This is a genomic window from Streptomyces sp. NBC_01474 (assembly GCF_035918215.1).
Classification (GTDB): Bacteria; Actinomycetota; Actinomycetes; order Streptomycetales; family Streptomycetaceae; genus Streptomyces; species Streptomyces aureus.
In genome coordinates this window covers 4928070-4949391 of record NZ_CP109449.1, presented here as the reverse complement: position 1 = coordinate 4949391, position 21322 = coordinate 4928070, and the positions used below count along the sequence as shown (strand labels likewise).

Annotated in this window: 23 protein-coding genes and 2 tRNA genes; 18 read left to right on the top strand and 7 right to left on the bottom strand. The window is 66.5% G+C overall.

All coding sequences use genetic code 11. The features are described from left to right. Positions 1–228: 228 nt before the first annotated feature. The 3 genes from OG758_RS22660 (at position 229) to OG758_RS22650 (ending at position 2656) form a co-directional block, all read left to right on the top strand. Complete coding sequence (locus OG758_RS22660; protein WP_326711652.1) at positions 229–612, top strand: GntR family transcriptional regulator; 384 nt, start codon at positions 229–231, stop codon at positions 610–612. Between the two features lie 130 nt (positions 613–742). Then, complete coding sequence (locus OG758_RS22655) at positions 743–1927, top strand: hypothetical protein (protein WP_326711651.1); 1185 nt, start codon at positions 743–745, stop codon at positions 1925–1927. 18 nt (positions 1928–1945) lie between these two features. After that, entirely contained in the window at positions 1946–2656 is a 711-nt protein-coding gene (locus tag OG758_RS22650) for a creatininase family protein (RefSeq protein WP_326711650.1), read from the top strand. A 41-nt stretch (positions 2657–2697) separates the two neighbouring features. On the opposite strand, the gene OG758_RS22645 is transcribed toward OG758_RS22650, so the two are convergent. After that, positions 2698–3858, bottom strand: a complete 1161-nt coding sequence (locus OG758_RS22645) for a hypothetical protein (protein WP_326711649.1) — start codon at positions 3856–3858, stop codon at positions 2698–2700. Between the two features lie 341 nt (positions 3859–4199). Between OG758_RS22645 and OG758_RS22640 the strand changes: the two genes are divergently transcribed. Together OG758_RS22640 and OG758_RS22635 are read left to right on the top strand one after the other, a co-directional pair. Then, a complete protein-coding gene (locus OG758_RS22640; RefSeq protein ID WP_326711648.1) occupies positions 4200–5102 on the top strand; it encodes an S-4TM family putative pore-forming effector in 903 nt (300 codons plus the stop codon). Positions 5103–5164: 62 nt separating this feature from the next. Beyond that, complete coding sequence (locus OG758_RS22635; protein ID WP_326711647.1) at positions 5165–5998, top strand: SMODS domain-containing nucleotidyltransferase; 834 nt, start codon at positions 5165–5167, stop codon at positions 5996–5998. Positions 5999–6248: 250 nt separating this feature from the next. Here the strand turns inward: OG758_RS22635 and OG758_RS22630 are convergent, their stop codons facing one another. Both OG758_RS22630 and OG758_RS22625 read right to left on the bottom strand, forming a co-directional pair. Beyond that, a complete protein-coding gene (locus OG758_RS22630; RefSeq protein ID WP_326711646.1) occupies positions 6249–6479 on the bottom strand; it encodes a winged helix-turn-helix transcriptional regulator in 231 nt (76 codons plus the stop codon). Further along, positions 6476–6676 carry a hypothetical protein gene (locus OG758_RS22625; RefSeq protein WP_326711645.1) on the bottom strand — a complete coding sequence of 67 codons (201 nt, stop codon included), beginning with the start codon at positions 6674–6676 and terminating at the stop codon, positions 6476–6478. Before OG758_RS22625 ends, OG758_RS22630 begins: the two co-directional genes overlap by 4 nt. A gap of 599 nt (positions 6677–7275) precedes the next feature. On the opposite strand from OG758_RS22625, the gene OG758_RS22620 reads away from it, so the two are divergent. Then, the gene (locus OG758_RS22620) at positions 7276–8100 is read left to right on the top strand and encodes a reverse transcriptase domain-containing protein (protein WP_326711644.1); all 825 of its coding nucleotides are present in this window, start codon (positions 7276–7278) and stop codon (positions 8098–8100) included. On the opposite strand, the gene OG758_RS22615 is transcribed toward OG758_RS22620, so the two are convergent. Beyond that, positions 8051–9313, bottom strand: coding sequence for an IS4 family transposase (locus tag OG758_RS22615; protein ID WP_326709833.1), 1263 nt, complete (start codon positions 9311–9313; stop codon positions 8051–8053). The genes OG758_RS22620 and OG758_RS22615 overlap by 50 nt on opposite strands. Positions 9314–9315: 2 nt before the next feature. Here OG758_RS22615 and OG758_RS22610 point away from each other — a divergent pair, with 2 nt between their 5' ends. Together OG758_RS22610 and OG758_RS22605 are read left to right on the top strand one after the other, a co-directional pair. Continuing rightward, complete coding sequence (locus tag OG758_RS22610; RefSeq protein ID WP_326711643.1) at positions 9316–10122, top strand: reverse transcriptase domain-containing protein; 807 nt, start codon at positions 9316–9318, stop codon at positions 10120–10122. Positions 10123–10586: 464 nt separating this feature from the next. Further along, positions 10587–11906: a calcium-binding protein gene (locus OG758_RS22605; protein ID WP_326711642.1), complete on the top strand. Its 1320-nt coding sequence runs from the start codon at positions 10587–10589 to the stop codon at positions 11904–11906. A gap of 499 nt (positions 11907–12405) precedes the next feature. On the opposite strand, the gene nadE is transcribed toward OG758_RS22605, so the two are convergent. Then, on the bottom strand, positions 12406–13251 hold the full coding sequence (gene nadE / locus OG758_RS22600; protein ID WP_326711641.1) for an ammonia-dependent NAD(+) synthetase: 846 nt from the start codon (positions 13249–13251) through the stop codon (positions 12406–12408). A gap of 126 nt (positions 13252–13377) precedes the next feature. Here nadE and OG758_RS22595 point away from each other — a divergent pair, with 126 nt between their 5' ends. Continuing rightward, positions 13378–13602, top strand: a complete 225-nt coding sequence (locus OG758_RS22595) for a hypothetical protein (protein ID WP_326711640.1) — start codon at positions 13378–13380, stop codon at positions 13600–13602. Positions 13603–13608: 6 nt separating this feature from the next. On the opposite strand, the gene OG758_RS22590 is transcribed toward OG758_RS22595, so the two are convergent. Then, positions 13609–14265, bottom strand: a complete 657-nt coding sequence (locus OG758_RS22590) for an NAD(P)H-binding protein (protein WP_326711639.1) — start codon at positions 14263–14265, stop codon at positions 13609–13611. A gap of 76 nt (positions 14266–14341) precedes the next feature. Here OG758_RS22590 and OG758_RS22585 point away from each other — a divergent pair, with 76 nt between their 5' ends. Further along, positions 14342–15424 (top strand): hypothetical protein, encoded by a 1083-nt coding sequence (locus OG758_RS22585; protein ID WP_326711638.1) that lies wholly within the window; start codon positions 14342–14344, stop codon positions 15422–15424. Between the two features lie 114 nt (positions 15425–15538). Here OG758_RS22585 and OG758_RS22580 read toward each other — a convergent pair whose 3' ends face one another. Next, positions 15539–16798, bottom strand: coding sequence for an amidohydrolase family protein (locus tag OG758_RS22580; RefSeq protein WP_326711637.1), 1260 nt, complete (start codon positions 16796–16798; stop codon positions 15539–15541). 286 nt (positions 16799–17084) lie between these two features. On the opposite strand from OG758_RS22580, the gene OG758_RS22575 reads away from it, so the two are divergent. The 8 genes from OG758_RS22575 to OG758_RS22540 all read left to right on the top strand — a co-directional run bounded on the left by OG758_RS22575 (position 17085) and on the right by OG758_RS22540 (position 21279). Continuing rightward, positions 17085–17157, top strand: a tRNA-Thr gene (locus OG758_RS22575). A 45-nt stretch (positions 17158–17202) separates the two neighbouring features. Next, positions 17203–17275 (top strand) — tRNA-Met (locus OG758_RS22570). Between the two features lie 87 nt (positions 17276–17362). Next, a complete protein-coding gene (rpmG, locus tag OG758_RS22565; protein ID WP_100594914.1) occupies positions 17363–17527 on the top strand; it encodes a 50S ribosomal protein L33 in 165 nt (54 codons plus the stop codon). A gap of 127 nt (positions 17528–17654) precedes the next feature. Beyond that, positions 17655–18107, top strand: a complete 453-nt coding sequence (locus OG758_RS22560) for a MaoC family dehydratase N-terminal domain-containing protein (RefSeq protein WP_116511118.1) — start codon at positions 17655–17657, stop codon at positions 18105–18107. A 2-nt stretch (positions 18108–18109) separates the two neighbouring features. Then, positions 18110–18538, top strand: coding sequence for a MaoC family dehydratase (locus tag OG758_RS22555; RefSeq protein ID WP_326711636.1), 429 nt, complete (start codon positions 18110–18112; stop codon positions 18536–18538). A 167-nt stretch (positions 18539–18705) separates the two neighbouring features. Beyond that, positions 18706–19275, top strand: a complete 570-nt coding sequence (locus OG758_RS22550) for a TetR/AcrR family transcriptional regulator (RefSeq protein WP_326711635.1) — start codon at positions 18706–18708, stop codon at positions 19273–19275. A 114-nt stretch (positions 19276–19389) separates the two neighbouring features. Beyond that, positions 19390–20835 (top strand): DHA2 family efflux MFS transporter permease subunit, encoded by a 1446-nt coding sequence (locus OG758_RS22545; RefSeq protein ID WP_326711634.1) that lies wholly within the window; start codon positions 19390–19392, stop codon positions 20833–20835. 63 nt (positions 20836–20898) lie between these two features. Beyond that, positions 20899–21279 (top strand): DUF3291 domain-containing protein, encoded by a 381-nt coding sequence (locus OG758_RS22540; RefSeq protein WP_326711633.1) that lies wholly within the window; start codon positions 20899–20901, stop codon positions 21277–21279. Positions 21280–21322: the final 43 nt, after the last annotated feature.

The window sequence follows — 21322 nt, the reverse complement described above, 5'->3', positions numbered from 1 at the left end:
TCACCGGGCCACCTCGCCAGTCGGGCCTAAGCCCTGATTTCTGGCCTTTAGCGGGATTGCAGCGTCCCCGCCCTGTGCGTTCGTGCAGGTCAAGCAGTGGTGCATGCAGCCGATCGACCCTTGCGGGCTCCCTTGCTGGCACGTAACAGCATGTACTAGCACGTGACATCGCGCAAGAGGTCCGTGCAAGGAACGTGCTAGGTCGTGCTAGTGGGTACGCTCGAATGCGTGACGATCGCTGAGGACGACCCCAGACAGCCCTACGAGCAAGCAGCCGAGACCCTGCGACGTGAGATCAGGGATGGAGTCATCAAGCCCGGCATCAAGGTGGGCTCCGTACGGGAGTTGGCGAGCCGCTTCAACATCTCGCCGACCACCGTGCAAAAGGCGCTCGGGGTCCTTCGGGATGAGGGACTCCTGACGACCACGGGGCGAGGTAACTACGCCCGGGATCCGAAGCAGGTCGCCGAAGCAGGTAAGGCTGGCAACGGCGCGGATCTCTCCGAAGTCTTGCGTCAGCTCGAACATGTCACCTCCCAGCTCTCGGAACTTCGCGGCCGAGTCGAGAGGCTTGAAACGAGGCGCCCCGGTCGCGCTGACGAGAACCAGTAGGCCCGATTCCGCGCCGGTTGACAGTGGACAGCGGTTAACACCCCCGCTGTGTTACCTGTTAACTCCCCACGTCAGCGGTGTTATTGGGCAATCATGTGAGTCCGGAGCATCGCCTGACGTTGGGGAAGCGATGAAGACCAAGTTGCAAGGCGCGCGCGTTGCTCGCGGGTGGTCGCAGGCTGAGTTGATGGACGCGATGGCGGACGCTGCCGCGAGACTCGGCTTCGAACTTCCGTCGCGGTCCAGTCTGAAGACGCAGCTCTCCATGTTCGAGAACGGGCGCCGGCCGCCGGGCCCCGAGTACCAGGCGATCTTTTGTGAGGCCTACGAGGCGACTCGCCTGGAGCTCGGCTTCGCGTTGGAGACCGCGCCCTCACAGCTCGATGCACTGCCGAAGCTGCCCAGTCCGCGGGGTCCGGCGCCCACGGCATCTCCGGAAGTCCTCGACTACCTCAAGTCCGTGTTTGTGCAGCACGCCCAGGCTGAGCCACTCGTCGGCCCGAGGTTCCTTGTGCCCGCGGTCCAGAGCCAAGTGCCGCTCATCGAGCAGTTGTGCGCGGATGCTGCCGGCCCGGCAAGGAGTGAAGTCCTCCGTGTTGGTCTGCGGTATGCGGAGTTCCTGGGGTGGCTCTATCAGGACTCGGGGGACTCACAGGAAGCGATGCTGTGGACGAACCGGGCCCTGGACTACGCGTACGAACTCGATGACCCGACCCTGAGCGCCTACGTCTTCCAGCGGCGCGCCAACATCGCGACGGAGGCCGGGCACGCCGGCTACGCCCAAGGTCTGGTCAATGCCGCGCTGAACTATGCGGGCAAGATCCCGAGCCAGGTGGAAGCCGTCGCCTTACGAGCGCGAGCGAATGCTCACGCCGTGCTGGGCAACGCGAGCCAGACGGCCCGAGCGCTAGATGAGGCACGCACCCTCGCAGGGAAGGCCCCTGGGGACGATGACGGTCTAGCTCCGTACGTCTCCGTCGCGTACATCGACATGGAGGCGGCCAACTGCGCCATTGCGCTCAACCGGCCTGAGGATGCCGTGCGGACGCTGGAGGAAAGCCTCACGCAATGGCCTGCCCAGCAGCAGCGCGACCGGGGCCTGTGCCTCGCTCGGCTGGCCACGGCGTATGCGCAGAACGAGGACCTGGAGGGCGCCGTCAGCGCGGCCACGCAGGCGGTGAGCATCGCCCAGACGACCGGGTCGGCGAGGATCTTGGCAGAGTTGACCCGGCTGCAAACGCACCTGGAACCGTTCCGCAAGCTTGTGGAGATTGCAGAACTCAACCGGGCCGTGGGCAGTATGAAGGGGACGTGACCACATTGAAGGAGAGCCGTGAACCTGCTTCCCGCGATCACCACCACTGACGTCCAGGAACAGGAACCGCGAGTCGCCATTCTTCCGATCGGTTCGTTCGAGCAGCACGGCGCCTACCTGCCGCTCATCACGGACACGGCGATCGCGTGCATCATCGCCCGCGAGATTGCCGCTGCCTACCCGGTGCTTCAGCTTCCGCCAGTGACGATCGCGTGCAGTCATGAACACGGGACCTGGCCCGGCACGGTGAGCATCAGCGCCCGGACGCTCCACGCCATGGTCAACGACATCGCCGCGTCCCTCGAAGCCTCCGGGATCCGCAAGCTCGTACTCGTCAACGCCCACGGTGGAAACTACGTGCTGTCGAACATCGTCCAGGAAGCCAACCTCACCGAGCCGCGGATGACGCTCTTCCCGCAGGGCCGCGAGTGGAACCGGTCCCGTGAGCGCGCCGGCCTCGTGTCCGACGCTCATGGCGATATGCACGCGGGGGAGATTGAGACGTCCATCCTGCTCCACGCGGAACCGGCTCTCGTCCGTGAGGGCTACGAAACCGCGGACCACGACGGCGGGGAACGCCCGTTCCTGCTGACGCACGGAATGAAGGCATACACAGAGACGGGGGTAATTGGGTTCCCGTCATATGCATCCGAGGAGAAGGGCAAGGCGGTACTGTCGAGTCTCGTGGCAGATTTCGGCACCCATTTGGAAGCACTCGGAGAGGCCTGAATCGCTCATGCCGACGATGACGCTTGTTGCGACGACATCGGTCACCAATCCATGTTCGCGGCCTGGTCCGTTAGGTAGGAGAAATACTCTATAAAGCTTTCGAAGTGATCCGGCGACTCCGCCGCCAACGTTGCTTGGGTTCGAAAATTTTCGTCATAGTAAACGTCCAGTCCGCTCTCGATCCATTTCATCGCCAGCGGCGCTGCTTCTTTGGTGAGCCATTCGTCTATTGAGTCGAATGAGAGCTTCACCCGACTGAAATCGTCAGCGTCAATCGGAACGAAGCTGAAGTATGGGGTTCCGCGGATATCGCTGAGTACGGCAGGGAGTGCGCCGATATCTTGCATGTGAAACAGGAAACTCGAACCATGCCTATCGAAACCGCCATGCCCGTAAGTATTGCGATACTCCTCGGCAATCCTATAAAGGGCGTCAAAGTGTTTCTTCGCTGACGGGTCTGCGTCTACTGTGAAAACGTTCCTGAACTTGTCCCCCCACCGGTCGCCGATGAAGTCTTTCAGGGCAGATTCGGAGGGATTGAAATCTCTGAAGGGGAGCAATAGTACTAGCGTGTGTTCAAGTAGGCTGAAGTACGCGGTCACCATGGCTACAGTGTTGTAGAACCCCTCGGTGGCGTGAGGGTTAAATTGCCGCCCCCCGCCGGGCAACTGAGGGTTTAGCCTCCCTTGCCCCGCGAAGGCAAGGGTCGCACCCTCTTGAAAGTACTCATAGATGCTGCGCAGTCGACGGTACTGATTGCGAATCGTCAAGCGGCCCTGGCGAATTTGCTCATCGGCGAACTGCCTAAGTTGACGCTTCTCTAGGCTGCGCTGTGCGCTTTCCAGGGATTTCGTTATGCGTTCGAGCAGTGCCGATGCGTCATCCCCGGAGGGCATGGCAGCGGAATCAACATATAGGCGAAGGCCGAATTTTTGATGAGCTAGCGAGCAGGCGATGCCATCGACTTCGAACGCATACTCCCACGCGAGCTTTTCCGCATGCCCCAGGTCTTGTAGGTCGATCAGTTCGAAAATTATGCGAACAATCCCTGGAATTTGAATTCGGTGCGGGTCTACCCCGAGTCGGTAGTGGGGGCGGCCGATCGTCATAGCGAAGCCTGGGTCACGGGGATCTGCAGGCTTAATCACGCGCATGATGGTTGACATGTGCTCTTTGAGCTTCGCATCCGCAAAAAGGTCCATATGTCCCCCTGGTGTGCAGCGCCGCCCTCGCATGCTGCCGACAGTTGGAGCTCTCGACATCTGGGTGCTTTGCGCGTTTTGTGGCTAGTATTTAGATCGCTGTTCCGGCGTAGACGGTCCAAAATAGAGGAAACAGTCCTCCGGCGGGTCGGCGATCGGCACACTCAGGTCATGACCGATCCTGACCCCTTGTTGGCCGGCTGGCGCCAGTTCACTCCAGGTTGGCTTGCGCTCGCGTGGACGCTCGGTACCGAGGCTCGCAGGGTACGGCTGCGGCGCCATCAACTCGCACTGGGACTGGGCCCTGAGGCCGCCGTCCTCACAAGCGGAGACCCACGGTGATGGCGGAGCCGACCTCACCTAGGATCTGGGACGCCCAAAACACCACAGACAGGCGACGCATGGTTGCCGCGTTCGCTCGCCTCTACACCGACGCCAAGATCGTGTTCGCTTTCCGTGTTGCTGCCGTTTTCGGACTCGCGATCGCCGGCGCTGTCGTGGCGCTCACCAAGCCTGGCTTGCGCACCATGATCGGCGGCGGTGGCGGCGTCCTTCTCCTGATCCTCTCCTTCGTCATCGGGAGCATCGAAAAGTGGTACCGAACGCGGGCGTCCGCCACGCAAGAGAAGTTCGACACCGATATTTTTCAGTTGCCGTGGAACAACCTTCACGCTGACCATCCACCTCAGCACGTCATCTCCAGGGCTGCAGCACGCTACAAGGGCATCCGCGATAAGGACTGGTACGCCGACACCGGAATGACTCACCGGCCCTTTGATGTGTTGATCTGTCAGGCATCAAGTTTCGGCTGGGGAGCCACGATGCACCTCATTTGGGCTTGGATGCTCGTGGGGGCGGCTGTAGTCATGGCGGGGACTGTCTTTATCGTCGGTCAACTGGTCGACCTGTCGGCTGGGGACATCTTCGTCTCTCTTGTCATCCCATCTCTTGCCCCGTTCAAGGAAGTGGGCGAGCAGATAAAGGCCAACTTCGAAGCGGCGAAAACCAAAGAATCTATTGAGCGCAAGGTCAATGACATATGGGCAAAAGGCATGAGTGATTCACGCATTGCTGCGGAGGGGGAATTGCGCTCTGTTCAGGACAAGATCCTGCTCCTGCGTCAGAGCAACCCATACATCCCCGACTGGCTCGACAATGCGTTTCACAAGAAGAACGAGGCAGCAATGCGATCCAGTGTTGCCGACAAGGTCGCACAGGCTGAACGTCAGGGGCATGCAGGCTGAAGGCGGGTCAGCCGCCGTTGGGAGGCTGAGATGCCACGGCGGCAAATCAAAGGGGACTATGAATGGCAGAGACCACGCTCGCTTACCTCAATGGCTTGATGTCGAAATACACGCCCTCCAGTACTTATTTCGACGCTGCACGAACTCATCGATCGGGCATACAGGCGCGACTGGACTTGTGGCTGGGCGTGAAGGAGATGTTTGAGACTGGCTCCCTCAAGCACGGAACTGGTGTGTGGTTTTATAGCGACGTCGACTACATCGTCAGCCTAAAGGGTGCCCGTCCGACGCCGACCACAGCGCTCAACAAGGTTCGCGATGCTCTCAAGGACAGGTACCCCAATACTACGGTGCGCGTCAGTCGGCCCGCGGTTGTCTGTGAGTTCGCCAAGGGGGATGAGACCGTCGAGGTCGTCCCGGCGTTCGAGGCAGTTGGTGGTGGCTACTGGATCCCTGACCCCAAGACTGGCGACTGGATGAAGTCGCACCCCAAGGACCACAACGCCTACGTCAATGTCGTTAATAAGAAGCACTCTGGTGCGGCAAAGAAACTAGCTCGACTCGCGAAGACATGGAAATATAAACGCTCTGTTCCCGTATCGTCCTGCTACCTCGAAATGCGAGCGGCAAAGTACACGGACGGCGAGACAGCTTGGGTTCTTCCCATCGATCTCTACCAGTACCTGAAGAATCTCCGCGAAATCCAACTCGCAGCGATGAACGACCCCACGGGTTTGGGTTCGCGCTTCAGCGCCTACTCGTCCGAGTCCACTAAGACCGACGCCATTTCCAAGCTCGACACGGCAATCAGCCGGGCCTCAAAAGCCAAGAGCTACTATCACGCAGATGAGCACGCCCGAGCAATCGAGCAGTACAAGTTGCTCTTCAACCAGTAGCAAGCTACTGCCCTCCCACCAGCCCGCATCGATCGACGCGGGGGGCCTGGTCCAGTGATCAACCACGCTTGATGAGATCGTGCACGCGTCCAAGCCTGGCAGCAGGGTCACACCGGGGCCCGAGGATTGTGCACGATACGCGATAGAGATCGGGTGCTGAATGGGCCGTCCGAGGGCGGCCAAGGCCAACGAACAACGACCACCAACAACCGCTCGGGGAACGTGTAAATGGGGCGGGCGTCGTCGGACGTCAGCTGAGCCGGTAGTCCCGCGAGCCGGCGCCCCGAGCGCGCCGAACGACCCCTGCCTCCTCAAGGCGGCGCAGCTGGTACAGCGCCGACGAAGGGCTAGCCAGGCCGACGGCTGCAGCGATCTCCCGCACTGTGGGGGCCTCGCCGTGATCGGCGATGTGGGCGCGTATCGCGGCGAGTACCGACTGCTGGCGCTCCGTGATGTCCCACGACCGTCGGACGCGAGTCACGGTTTCTCCTCGGCCTGCCGGCGCAGGTCTGCGAGCTGCTCCCGAGGAACGTCCTGGACGAGGCGGCGGGAGAGATCGATCAGGCGCCGCCGCAGGCGTGTATTGCTGCCGGTCGGGGCCTCGGCGAGGGCGCTGTAGGTGCGGATCCAGTCGCGCTGGGCCTGCACGATGTCGCGAGAATGCTCGGTGTGCACCATGAACCCAGTAGAGCATGTGGTGTGCCACGAATGTGGAAAGGAATTCGAAATGTAGGCGGAATTCTGGAAGCAATGCTTCACGGGAGATGAAGGATCTGGCCCTTCGGAGCCGCCCTACGGGGGGAGGCTTCAAACCGCCACATGCTGCGGGAGTGGTAACGCAACCGTGGTGAGCGATGTGGAAAAGGCGCCTCAAGGCGTCAGGTAGGGATTAGGAAGACGAACGCAAGTGAACCGCCGACGAAGTGTCGTTATCTACTAAAGTGGCATCAAAACCGGGGGGAACACGTGTCCTCCGGGATGAGCCTGGTGGAAACCCGTTTACTGGCCAGGTGGTGTCCGGCATGAAGGCGGCGTGAGCCTAATCTGCTGCTCTTGTGAGGAACGTGGGAAGGCGCGTCTCGATACTGCCCCCGGTCGGGGGCGAGAGGGAGAGCCTCAAGCGGAGGTCCCGTGAGGGGTGGAGTACCGATGCGGGAAGGCGCTGGCGGACCGGCTCGTAGTAGTGACGAAGCCCCTGTAATGGGGGTGGAGCGAAGGGGCCGGGTCATTCGTAGCTGTGTATGTCTGGTCAACCGGATATTTTCCGGGAGGAGCCGATGAACAAGCTGAAGTCACCGAACAAGCCGTTTGATATTTCCAAATGGGAAGTCATGGAGGCGTATCGGGACGTCAAAAAGAATAAGGGTGCGCCGGGAGTGGACGGGCAGTCCATCGACGAGTTCGAGAAAGACTTGCGGGGAAACCTGTACAAGCTCTGGAATCGGATGTCGTCGGGGACTTACTTCCCTCCTCCGGTGCGTGCGGTTGAGATTCCGAAGCAGCATGGCGGCGGGACGAGAATGCTCGGCATTCCTACCGTGGCCGACAGGGTCGCGCAGACTGTAGTGGCGAGGCATCTGGGAATCCGAGTGGATCCGATTTTCCATGAGGACTCGTACGGGTACCGGCCGCGAAGGTCAGCCCTGCACGCGATCGAGACGTGCCGGCAGCGTTGTTGGAAGCATGCCTGGGTTATCGATCTGGATATCCAGAAGTTCTTCGACAGCGTGCGTTGGGACCTGGTTGTCAAGGCTGTGCAGGCTCATACCGACGCCGTTTGGGTGAAGTTGTATGTAGAACGGTGGCTGCGTGCACCGCTCCAACTGCCCGACGGCTCCTTGCAGGTGCGGGATCGGGGGACCCCTCAGGGCAATGCCGCTTATTTAAGAAACGGCAAGGATTTTGATGTGGGGTGGGTCCGGGTGACGGGTCGTGGTTTCGGTGCGGAGTTTCTTCCTGTAGGCATGGACGTGGATACGCTTGACGGCTCGTGGACTACTGCGGTTCCGTCGGCAAGGGTTGAGTCTTTCGATTATTTCTGCATATGCCTTGTCAAGGGCGTTCGTGAGGCGGCAGGGGGGAAAATCCCGCCTGGTCGGTGACCTGACGGCGGATGACGCGCAGTGAGCGCATGAAGGACAGTCGGTCCGGGTCGATGTCGGCGTGGTCGGCTGCCTCGCACATCAGGTGCCTGACCGCGTAGTGAGTGAGAAGCAGTGCCCAGATCTCCTGCTCGACCATGTCCGGTGATTTCGAGCGCAGTACGCCGCCGCGGCCTCGTTGATGCGTCTTGATCTCGTCCAGGCTGGATTCGAACTCCCAGCGTTCGGCGTAGGCGGCGGCAAGTTCGGCGGAGCTGGCCTCATCCGGGTCCATGATGGTGGTGATCAGGCAGAAGATCTCGCCTTTGCCTCCACGGTTCGTGACTTCGTACTCGACGACTCTGACCGGGATCCCGGACGGCTTCTCGATGGCGGCCGATCCACGGTGGCGCTGATTCGCACGCCGGTTGCGGACCTTGGGGTCGAGGAGAAAAGACTCGTACGATCCGTCCTCCAGCGGCCGGACGACCGGCAGATGAGGACCGTCGGGCATGCGCCACAAGAGGTCCGCACCGGTAGCGGCAGCGGCTTCCCACAGACGGTACGCGTAGAATCCCCGGTCGGCGGTGACCAGCATGCCCGGTTCGAATTCGGAGACAAGCTGTCCAGCGAGAACTCCCTCATCCACTCGCCAGGGACCCAGCCGCGCAGCCACCACTGCATGGGTCCCGCATTCACCCAGCCCCACGATCTTCACCTGGGGGAAAGGCGCCGGATTCGCCTTTCCCCCGGACCGGCCGAACTCCGCATCGTTCGCCGGGGTATCAGGAATGTCCAGCACGAACCCGTCGATGGCCATCAGCCGCCACCGCCCCAGCCACGCCCCCTGTGTCCCCCGCTGAGCACAAGGCACTGCCACCCGCTCGAACAGCACTCGCAACGGCTCCGGCCCCAGACGCCGGCGCGCCTGCGAAATGGCACCCGTGGTAGGAACCGTCCAGTCTTTCCGCCAGGTCCCCAGAAAACGAAGACCGTTGACGAGAAGACGCATGACTTCCTCGTACGACTCCCCGAAGAAGAGGCACAGGGCCAACACGTAATAGACAACAACACGCGCCGGAAGCAGACGGGACCTCTTCTCCGTCCGCCTCGTCTCCGCGAGAACCTCATCGACCAGATCACGATCGACCAGACGCGTCAGAACCCCGACACCCACCCGATCGGTCAACCGGACACCCGAAACCGCCGCCGAACCATCCCGCACCCCACCCATAGGTGAGGAAGATAACCGGTCCACCGGGAACAACGAAGCGCCGGTATCGCATAGTTGACTATCCACAGGCAGCCCGGGCGTGCCTCTGTGCATATGTGGACGGCGGAACGCTAACCACTTATCTAAGTGGCATTGCCCCTCAGGGTTCGGCGGTCTCGCCCGTGCTCGCGAACCTGTTCATGCACTACGCGTTCGACACCTGGCTCACTCGGGAGTACCCGGGGCTCGAGTTCGAACGCTATGCGGATGACGCAGTCGTGCACTGCGTCACCCTCCGCCAGGCCCGCGAGGTCCTGGCGGCGCTGGAGAACAGGATGGAAGAGGTCGGGCTGCGATTGCATCCCGACAAGACCCGAATCGTGTACTGCAAGGACTGGAAACGGCGCGGCTCGTATGAGCACACGTCGTTCACGTTCCTCGGGTACACCTTTCAGGCCCGCGAAGCGTGGTCGCAACGCAGGAAGACGAGGTACACCAGCTTCCTGCCTGCGATCAGCAAGGACGCCCTGAACAAGATCAGCAGTGAAGTTCGCTCCTGGCGGCTCCACAAGCAGGTCAAAGCGACGTTCCACGAGCTCGCGCGACAGGTCAACCCCGTCGTGCGGGGCTGGATCCAGTACTACGGAGCCTTCTACGGCTCCAAGCTGATTCCCCTCCTCCTGCGCATCAATGCCTACCTGCTGCGCTGGATCAGGAAGAAGTACAGACGGTTCAGTTCGTTCAAGAAGGCTCACGCGTGCTGGCAGCGCATCACCCGCCAGCACCCGAGGCTCTTCGCCCACTGGGCGTTGAACCCGAGAGCCTGGTGATCAGGATGACAAGAGCCGTGTGAACCGAGAGGTTCACGCACGGTTCTGTGGGAGCCCGGAGGTGAGATCCCTCCGGGCGACCCGACTTCGATTTTCTGTGCACGTCGAAACGCGCCCCCGCATGACAGTCTGAGCGTCCGTGCCCCATGTCGACGGGCTCCCTGACTCCGCTCCGGAGAGTCGTGGGGGCTTCCACGGTCGCGAGATCAGGGCCATAGATAGGGCCTGTCCGGCGGATCATGTGACCAGCGGCGGAGGGGTCCCTGTTCCTAGTCGGGCAGCGGCTGGTCGGTGGATTGCGGGCGCTATGACGGTGTGTCTGTATGGCCGCACAGGGTGCGTGTGGCTTGATCGTCGGGCGGTCCCGGCAGGGGCCTGAACACCAACCGACGTCCGTGGCATGTGCTGAGTGCCGCGCTCTGTGTCGAGGAGTCCCCTTCGTGAGACCGACCCTGCAACATGCCATGTTCCCTCGACGTGGCGCGGGAGCCGCGGGTGAGTGGCGGCGCCCGGCCAGGCGTGCTGCCGTCCTGCTCGCCACGGTGGCGCTGCCGGCGGCCCTGGTGGTGCCCACGGCCACGCCCGCCGCGGCGGCGCCGACGACCGTCACCTTCAACGCCGGCGCCGACCAGCCCTTCACCGTCCCTTCCGGCGTCACCCAACTGACCGTCACCGCCACCGGCGCCGCAGGCCAGAACGGGAATCTTTATCCTGACGCAAACAAAGACGGGGCCGCAGGCGGGAACGGGGCCACCGTCACCGGCACCCTGACCGCCACCCCGGGCAGCACCCTGTTCGTGAACGTCGACACCGGCGGCGCCCCGGAATCCGGGGACCTCCCGGGCGGCGCCGGCGGCGGTTCCAGCGACGTCCGCACCTGCAGCTCGGCCGCCTCCGGCTGCACCCTGACCGGCAGCCCCGGCACCGACCCCCGCCTCATCGTCGCCGGCGGCGGAGGCGGCGGCGGCTTGGGTTCCATCAGTGCCCACGTCCCCGAGTCCACCGGCGGGGACGCCGGCGACACCGGCCAGCCCGGCGGCGACAGGCCGGAGGGCGGCGTCGGCGGTGGCGGAGGTACCCAGACCACCGGCGGCACCGGCGGAGCCACATGCCTGGGCTCAGACGCCGCCGGCACCGACGGTGCGGCCGGCACCGGCGGCACCGGCGGGGGCGCCATCGGGGGAGGCGGCGGAGGCGGCGGCTGGTTCGGAGGCGGCGGAGGCGGCGGCTGCGGCTACATCGGCAACGAGGGCCAGGGAGGTCCTGGTGGTGGCGGTGGCGGGTCGAACCTCGTGCCTGTCGCCGGTACCTCCGGACCCGCCACTGGGCCCGCCCAGGTCACCATCACCTACGAAGGGACGACCCCGGCGACCTGCGCGACCGCCACGGCCACCATCACCGGCACCAACCGCAACGACGTCCTGACGGGCACCCCCGGCGACGACGTGATCTTCGCTCTCGCCGGGAACGACGTGGTCGACGGCCGCGGCGGCAACGACCTGATCTGCGGCGGTGACGGCAACGACTCCCTCACCGGCGGCGACGGCAACGACCGCGTCGAGGGCGGCAACGGCAACGACTCCCTCACCGGCGGCAACGGCAACGACACCCTCACCGGCGGTGACGGCAACGATGCCCTGTCCAGCGGCGCGGGCAACGACGCCAACGATGGCGGACCCGGCAACGACGCTCTCAACGGCGGACCCGGGACCAACACCAACAACGGCGGAACCGGCCACAACAGCTGCACCAACCCCACCACCGGAACCGGCTGCAACACCTGATCAACGATCACCAGAAACGGGCCCCGGCACGTCCCTCGCCGCAACGGCGACCGACGCACGGGGCCCGCTTCAACGCTTTGTCCATCCGAGGCAAGTAGGCCTGCACGCACGCGGAGCCGAGTCCAGCGGCAGGCGTTCAGCAGTGAAGTACCGCAACCCAGCAGCCGCCCCCGAACGGGGCGCACTCGGGGATTCGGCCACGAAGTCGTGCCAGGCGTGCCGAACCGCGATGCGCCGGACACGCCCTAGTGGGGCCAGCGTGGGGCAACGCGCTAGTCCCTCAGAAAAGGGCCAGGTCAGACCCACTCGCCTGTGGGGACTGTAAATCTGCCGGCTCAGCCTTCCCAGGTTCGAATCCTGGCGCCGCCACATGGTGGAGAACCCCCTCCGAACTGCGGAAACGCAGTTCGGAGGGGGTTCTTTGTATTCCGGGGTCCGTGCGCGGGGGTACGAGACCGCGTCGGACGGGCGGTCTCGTACCGGCCCCCCGCAGCGCCCTCTAGGGCGCGATGGGGAGTTGGCGCTTGTGGTCGGTGAGGCGGTAGCGGTGGACGATCGTCTCGAAGGCCCGCCCGTCCACCGGCTTGCCCTCCAGGAAGTCGTCGATGTCGTCGTAGGTGACCCCGAGCGCGTCCTCGTCGGCCTTGCCCGGGTCGAGGGTCTCCAGGTCGGCCGTCGGGACCTTCCACACCAGCTCGGCGGGCGCACCCAGCGCGTCCGCGACGGCGCGCACCCGGCGCTTGGTCAGGCCGGTCAGCGGGACGAGGTCGGCGGCGCCGTCGCCGAACTTGGTAAAGAAGCCGGAGACGGCCTCGGCGGCGTGGTCCGTGCCGACGACCAGGCCGTTGTGTGCGCCGGCCACCGCGTACTGGGCGACCATGCGCTGCCGGGCCTTGATGTTGCCGTGCACGAAGTCCTGGTGACCCTCGTCGCGGAAGCTCACGTCCGCGGCCAGTGAGGCCTCGAGCGCGGCGTCGCTGGCGGGCTTGATGTCCACGGTCAGCACGTGGTCGGCCCGGATGAAGGAGAGCGCGAGCTGGGCGTCGTGTTCGTCGGCCTGGACCCCGTAGGGCAGCCGCATCGCGTAGAAGCGCGCCTCGTGTCCGGCGGCCCGGGCCCGCTCGACGGCGAGCTGGCACAGCCGGCCGGCGGTGGTGGAGTCGACGCCGCCGCTGATGCCGAGCACGAGGGAGCGCAGCCCCGTGGAGGTCAGCCCCGTGGAGGTCAGCCGTTCGGTGAGGAAGGCCACCCGGCGTTCGATCTCGCGCTCGGCCTCGAAGGTCTCGGCGACCTGGAGCTCCCTGGCGATCTCCTGCTGCAGGCCGTTAGACGCCGACTCGCTCACGTCTGCTCCTTGCTCCGGTTCATGAGGTGCTGTCGCGCCCACCCTACTGGGGGTGTCCGGCGGCTCAGGGGGCGCGGGATGTGTGCGGACGGAGCGTGGCCGAGGCCCGTGGCGCAGACTGACCGCATGCCCGTACCGTCGGCGTCTCGCCGCAGAAACTGCCCCGAGTGCCGCCGCGACATCGCCGTCGTGGCCGGCCGTTTCGCCCGCCACGACCCGCCCGGGGCCCGCAGCGCGGGCGAGCTCGTGTCCTGCCCCGGCTCCCGCAGACCCGCGCAGCTGGGAGCCGCGCAGCCGTCCCTCGACGGCTACGTGGTCCCGGACGTGCCCGGCCAGCTCCCGCTCTTCTGAACCCGCTCAGTTCCCCGCGATCGACTTGACCGCCACCGTCACCGGCGCCGACCCGGAGATCAGCTCCAGCGTCAGCCCCGCGGTGGCGGGCGTCTCCACCAGCTCCGCGAGCACCGCCGCCACGTCGTCCCGCGGCACCGGACCCCGCCCGGTGGACGCCTCCAGGCGTACGAGTCCGGTGCCCGCGTCGTTCGTGAGCATCCCGGGACGCACGATCGTCCAGTCGAGTCCGGTCCGGGCCCGTACGGACGCGTCCGCCTCGCCCTTCGCCCGCAGATACGCGTCGAAGATCTCGTCCCCCTGATGGGCCGGGTCCGCGCCCATCGACGACACCACGACATACCGCCGCACCCCGGCCCGTTCCGCCGCGTCCGCGAACAGCACGGCCGCGGCGCGGTCCACCGTGTCCTTGCGCCCAGCCGTGCTGCCGGGCCCCGCGCCGGCCGCGAACACCGCCGCGTCCGCGCCCTCCAGAAGCCCGGCGACCTCCTCCACGGACGCCGATTCCAGGTCGCACACAAGGGGCTCGGCCCCGGCCTCCCGCAGGTCGTCCGCCTGCTCGGCACGGCGGATGATGCCCGCGACCTCGTCTCCGCGTGCGGCGAGCAGACGCTCGAGCCGCAGCGCGATCTGACCATGACCCCCAGCGATGACAATGCGCATGCTTCCGACCGTACGCCGGGCCGCCCCCGTTCGCCGCGCAACCTTGTACGTGCCTCGCGGGTCTCCTCAGCGACCCGTGCCGCCGACGGCCGCCGGGTCTCTCATCGGACCTCTGCGGGAGTCAGACATCAGCGCCATACGTACCACCACCCTTACCGCGGCCGGCTGCGCCGCACTGCTGCTCGCGACCACCTCCGCCTGCGGCACCGTCGAAAATCTGACGGCAGGTCAGAGGCTCGACAAGGCCGCCGACAGGCTCGGCGAACAGAAGTCGCTCTCCTTCGAGTTGGGCCTCGACGCGAAGCCGGACGCGCTCATGGAGCTGGCCGGCGGACAGGGTGACGAGGCCATGCCGCCGACGATCGCCAAGACCTTCGCCGGTGCCCACGTCACCTTCTCCGTACGGTCGAAGAAGCCGCTGTCCGAGTCGGGCGAGAAGGACTTCGTCGGGATGGGCATGAAGGTGTCGGTCCCGGGCGGCACCCTGGCCGAGTACCGGCTCGCCGGAGACTTCGTCTACTTCCGCCTCGACATGCAGAAGACGTCGGAGCTCATGGGCTTCCCGGTCCCCTCGCCGAAGGACCTGCCGAAGGGCGAGGAAGGGCTCGCGAAGGCCCTCGAAGGCGAGTGGGTCAAGGTGGACCTCTCGGACGTCAGGAAGAACACCTCGGGCAAGGGCTCCAACGATCCCAAGGACTCCGGCGGGCTCGACGAGAAGACCCAGCGGAAGGTCCTCAAGGCCCTGCGCGGCGCCATCGCCGACGACGTCACCCTCCGCAGCGCCGGCACCGAGGGCAGCACGGAGCGCATCGTCGCCAAGGCGTCCTTCCGTGAGCTCCTGACGGACCTCTTCGACAAGCTCGGCCCCCTGAAGGACGAACTGCCGCCCGGCGCCGGATTCCCCACCGCCAAGGACCTCAAGGACGCCCCGGCCAAGAAGGTCGCCGTCGACTTCTCGATCACCAACGGCGCGCTGTCGAAGGTCTCCTTCGACCTCGCGGCCCTCGCCGACGGCAAGAAGGGCGCGAAGGTCCCGCTGGTGCTCAAGTTCGGCAAGGCGGGCGACATCAGCGCACCGTCCGGCGCGACCGAGGTCCCGCTCGGCGAGCTCGCCGGCGGCAACCCGTTCATGTCGGGTGCCGCCATGGGCGGCTTCTGACGGCTCGACAGTTCGTCAATGCCGCGCGTGGGGGCGGCGGATGGGCCGACAGGAGCTGAAGCGGCAGAGGGGTCGGCAGGAAACCGAAGGGGTCCCGTGTGCGGGCGGGTCTCCTCAGCTCCGCCCGCCGCCCCCGCCCTCCAGCGGCTTCCCCGCCCGCCCCTGCCGCGGCAGATCGAGCGCCGCCGAGTCGCAGTACTCCCGCACCGCACTGGTGCGCGCCACCACCCGCCCCCAATGCACCACGACCCGGCTGTACGCCAGCGAGAGGGCAGCCGCGAGGCCATCGCCGCGTACGGCGATGAGCTCCGCGGGGAAGCCCGCCTCCACCCGCACCTCGGGCAGTCCGAGCGCGGCCCGCGCCGCCCCGCTGACGCAGTCGTACGCCTCCTCGGGGCGCAGCCCGTAGCGCGAGGCCAGTAGGTACGCAGCCTCCAGGGGATCGCCGCGGCCCACCGGGTTCGCCACGTCGCGCAGTGCCCCGCTGCCCGCGGCGACCCGCACCCCGGCCGCCCGCAGGAGCCGTACGGGAGCGGTGCCGCGCCGGTCGACGCCCGCGCAGCCGCCCTGCGGCAGGCAGACCACCGTGACGCCCGCGGCGGCGAGCTGGTCGGCGGTGCGCGCGGCGACCTCACGCGGCAGCCGCCCGAGGCCGCCGCACGGCCCGATCGTGACGCCGGGACGCAGCCCTCCGGTCATCGTCGCGATCCGCCCGAGCCGGGCCGGATCGCCGCCGTCCGTATGCAGATCCACCGCGCAGCCGTGCTCCGCCGCGACCTCCAGGACCGCCTCCACGTAGCCGGTCGGGTCGGGGTCGAGATCCGGGCAACCGCCCACCACGGACGCGCCCATCTTCACCGCGTCCCGCAGCATCGCCAGGCCGTCGGCCCCCGCGAGGCCCGTCAGGAGCCGGGGCATCGCCACGGTCCGCAGATCGGTCAGGCCGCGCAGCGACCGCCGCGCCTGGAGCACCGCCTCCATCGGGCCGAGGCCCTGCACATCCCCGATCCGCACATGCGCGCGCTGCGCGGTGGCCCCGTGCCCGAGCTGGAGCAGCGCGGCCTCGGCGGCCCGCCGCTGCACGTCGGGCCCGTCGTACGACACCGGCCCCTCCGTCTCCGCGGACAGCGCCGTGTCGCCATGGGTGTGGGGTTCGGCGGGGGCGGGGAGCAGGACGTAGCCGGCGAGGTCCACGCGCTTGGAGCGGGCGATGAGGCTGCCGGCCGTGCCGACGGCCTCGATGCGCCCGTTGTCCAGCCGCACGTCCACGGTCCGGCCGTCGGTGAGCCTGGCGCCGCACAGGAGGAGGGCGGCGCTCTCGGCGGTGGAGTCGTTGCCGGGGGAGTGGGGGTGCTGCGGCTGGTTGTCGGGCATCGCGCTCCTGGGGTTCGGGGGCGGCGGCCGCGTGGGCGGGGGCCGCCCCCGGACCGGGGCGGGCCGGAAGGGCGTACAAGATCACGCAGCGCGGGTCGAGCCTAGAGCTGCGGCAGGCCCGCTTCGCGGAGGAGCGCAATAGTCGTACTGCTGTGGTGCGCGGTGCCGATGAGGCGGCCGTGAGCGGCTGTTGCGGCTCCGGAAGGGCCGTGGTCCTGCCCCTGGGCGGCGGCCGCGAAACGGATTTGGGCGATCGGCAGGCGAGCGTGTAATGTCTTCATCGCTCGCCCCAATAGCTCAGTCGGTAGAGCGTCTCCATGGTAAGGAGAAGGTCTACGGTTCGATTCCGTATTGGGGCTCTGGTGTGAAGTTCCCTCACCTTCGGGTGAGGGGCATCGCATCAAAGCGGTGTAGCTCAGTCGGTAGAGCAAGCGGCTCATAATCGCTGTGTCACCGGTTCAAGTCCGGTCACCGCTACACACAGTAGCCGATTGTGGGGTCGGTCCTCCGGTCGGCTACTATTCATGCGTTCATCCGTCAACCGTCCGTCCAAGGAGCACTCACGTGGCTGCCACCGACGTCCGCCCGAAGATCACGCTGGCCTGCGTGGAGTGCAAGGAGCGGAACTACATCACCAAGAAGAACCGGCGTAACGACCCGGACCGTCTTGAGATGAAGAAGCACTGCCCGCGCTGCAACCAGCACACGGCGCACCGCGAAACGCGCTAACTCAGGCTCGTACATGAGGCCGTCCCCTTACCGAGGGGGCGGCCTCATGTCGTTATCGCGTGTGTGCGGCCGGCCGTAAGATCCGGCAACATCCGGCAACAGCGCAAATCCAGGAGGTGCCGAGTCCATGGCGCTCGACCAGTCCTTCGTGGGACGGTCCTACCCGCCCACCGACCCCTATGAGGTCGGCCGGGAGAAGATCCGTGAATTCGCGGAGGCGGTGCGGGACGCCAATCCCGCCTACGTCGATCCGGAGGCGGCCAAGGCGCTCGGCCACTCCGATGTGATCGCTCCGCCGACCTTTGTGTTCGCCATCACGTTCAAGGCCGCGGGCCAGGTGATCGAGGACCCGCAGCTGGGCCTCGACTACAGCCGCGTCGTGCACGGCGACCAGAAGTTCGCGTACACACGCCCGGTGCGCGCCGGTGACCGGCTCACCGTGACCTCGACGATCGAGGCGATCAAATCCCTTGCGGGCAACGACATCCTGGACATCCGCGGCGAGGTCCACGACGAGGCCGGCGAGCACGTCGTGACCGCCTACACCAAGCTCGTGTCGCGCGCGGCCGAGGGGGCGTGACCATGACGACGACGATTCAGTACGCGGACGTGGAGATCGGCACGGAGCTGCCGGCCCAGGCGTTCCCCGTGACTCGCGCCACGCTCGTGCAGTACGCAGGCGCCTCCGGGGACTTCAACCCGATCCACTGGAACGAGAAGTTCGCGGTCGAGGTCGGGCTCCCGGACGTCATCGCCCACGGCATGTTCACCATGGCCGAGGCGATCCGCGTCGTGACCGACTGGGTCGGTGACCCGGCCGCTGTCGTGGAGTACGGCGTGCGCTTCACCAAGCCCGTCATCGTCCCGAACGACGACAAGGGCGCGACGATCGAGGTCAGCGGCAAGGTCGCCGCCAAGCTCGACGACGGCCGCGTCCGCGTCGACCTCGTCGCGACGAGCGCGGGCCAGAAGGTGCTCGGCATGTCGCGGGCGGTTGTGCAGCTGGCGTAACGGCTGCCCTGTAAGAACCTGAGTAAGGGGCACCCTCCATTGCGGGGTGCCCCTTACTCGTAGGCAGGACTTGCTCGTACGCAGCTACTCGTAGGGACTCCTACGGCTTCGCGGCGGCCGGGATGTGACGCTTGACATAGGTAGTGAGTGACCACTAACTTAGCCGCATGGTCAGGATGAGCGCAGACGAGCGACGCGAGAGCGTCATCCGCGCGGCGATGAGCGAGTTCGCGCGGGGTGGCTACTACGGCACTTCTACCGAGGCGATCGCCAAGCGGGTGGGTGTCTCGCAGCCGTATCTGTTCCGGCTCTTCCCGGGGAAGAAGGCCATCTTCCTCGCGGCGGCGACCCGTTGCGTACAGGACGCGACGCGGCTCTTCGCCGAGGCCGCCGAAGGGCTGGAGGGTGAGGAAGCCCTGGACGCCATGGCGAACGCGTACACCGATGTCATCGCCAAGGATCCCGAGCGGCTCATGATGCAGATGCAGGTGTACGTCGCGGTCGCCGCCGCCGAGGCGGCCGGTGACCACGAGTTCGGCGAGGCGGTCCGCGCCGAGTGGATGAAGCTCTGGGAGGCGGCGCACCTGCCTCTGGGGGCGGACGTGGACACCACGACGACCTTCATGGCCTACGGAATGCTGATCAATGTCCTGGTCTCCATGGGGTTCCCCCCGGAGCACCGGATCTGGGAAGGGCTGTACCCCTCGGCCCGCGCCAAGGGGCGCCTGGAGCACTAGCGGTAGCCGGCAACTGAGCACAGGGAACCAGGGGTGGGTGTCCGGGGAGGTCCCTGGCCTCTCCCTGCCCGCGAAAGTTAGTCATCAATAACTAACCAACATTCTGGGGGAACGATGTCACAGCAGACAGCACGCCGAGGGGGAGCCGTCTGGGCCCTCGTCATCACCAGCGTCGCCGGATTCATGGCGGCCCTCGACAACCTCGTCGTCACCACCGCTCTGCCCTCCATCCGCGAGGACCTCGGCGGAGGGCTCGACGACCTGGAGTGGACGGTCAGCGCCTACACGCTCACCTTCGCCGTGCTGCTGATGTTCGGCGCGGCCCTGGGGGACCGGTTCGGCCGCCGCCGGCTCTTCCTCGTCGGCCTCACCGTCTTCACCGGCGCGTCCGCCGCCGCGGCCATGGCGCCCGGCATCGACTCGCTGATCGCCGCCCGCGCGGTCCAGGGCGTCGGCGCCGCGATCATGATGCCGCTGACGCTCACCCTGCTGACCGCGGCCGTCCCGGCGGCGAAGCGCGGGACGGCGTACGGGATCTGGGGCGCCGTCAACGGGCTCGCGGTCGCGAGCGGGCCGCTGATCGGCGGCAGCCTCACCGAGCACGTCTCCTGGCACTGGATCTTCTGGCTGAACGTCCCGCTCGGCCTCGCCCTGCTCCCGCTCGCCCGGCTGCGCCTGAACGAGTCGTACGGCACCGGCGCCCGGCTCGACCTGGTGGGCACCCTGCTCGCCAGCAGCGGCCTCTTCGGCATCGTGTACGCCCTGGTCCGCGCGCCCCGCGACGGCTGGACCAGCGGGCTCGTCCTGCTGGGCCTGTTCGCCGGCGGCGCCCTGCTCGTCGCCTTCGCTCTGCACGGCACCCGCGCCAGGAACGCGATGCTGCCGATGCGCCTCTTCCGCTCCCGCGCCTTCGCCGGGATCAACGCGGCCAGCCTGCTGATGTTCCTCGGGATGTTCGGCTCGATCTTCCTGCTCAGCCAGTACATGCAGGGCGTCCTCGGCTACTCGCCCACCGAGGCGGGCCTGCGGATGCTGCCCTGGACCGGCATGCCGATGCTCGTCTCGCCGATCGCGGGGTACCTCTCCGACCGGATCGGCGGCCGCCTGGTCGTCGCCACGGGCCTCTTCCTCCAGGCCGCGGGCCTCGCCTACTACGCCTCCGTGATCGCCGTCGACGCCTCGTACACCGCCCAGCTGCCCGCCCTGATCATCAACGGCATCGGGATGTCGCTCTACTTCGCCCCCGCCTCCAACCTGGTCATGTCCAGCGTCCGTCCGCAGGAACAGGGCATCGCGTCCGGCACGAACAACGCGCTGCGCGAGGTGGGCGGAGCGCTCGGTATCGCCGTGATGTCGTCGATCTTCGCGGCTCAGGGCGGCTACGAGCCCGCGCAGAACTTCGTGGACGGCATCCAGCCCGCGCTGTGGGTCGGCGCGGCCACGGTGGCCGTCGCGGGAGCCGCCGCCCTGTTCATCCCCTCCCGCCGGCGCGCGGCCGAGGGACTACAGAGCGAGCCCGAGCCCGAGTCCGCCCCGGTCCTGGAGACCGTCTCGCACTGAGAACGCCCCGCCTCGCACTGAGAACGCCCCGCATCGAACCGGCACTCCCCGAAGGAGCCCGTCATGCCCACGCTGCCCTGGACCGTCCCGAACACCCCGCCGACCGGCGCCGAGGCCCACGTCATGGCCTCCCGCTTCGAGACCCGCACCCTGTGGGGAGCCCTCCGTTTCTTCGCGAAGACCCCCTCTGTCTGGCGTCAGGTGAGCAAGGCGCCCGGCGCGTACGGGGCCTCCGTGAAGGCGGCGCCCCTGCGACGGACCTTCTGGACCCTGTCCGCCTGGGAGTCGCCCGACGCGCTGAAGCGCTTCGCGGGCTCGGCGCCCCACGGCCCCACGGCCGGTGGTCTGCGCTCACAGATGAAGGACGCGAAGTTCGTGCGCTGGCAGACCACCACGGACAAGCTGCCGCTCGACTGGGCGGAGGCGCTGCGGCGCCTGTCGTGATCCGCGCGCCGCCCAGGACCGATCCGCGCGCCGCGCAGGACCA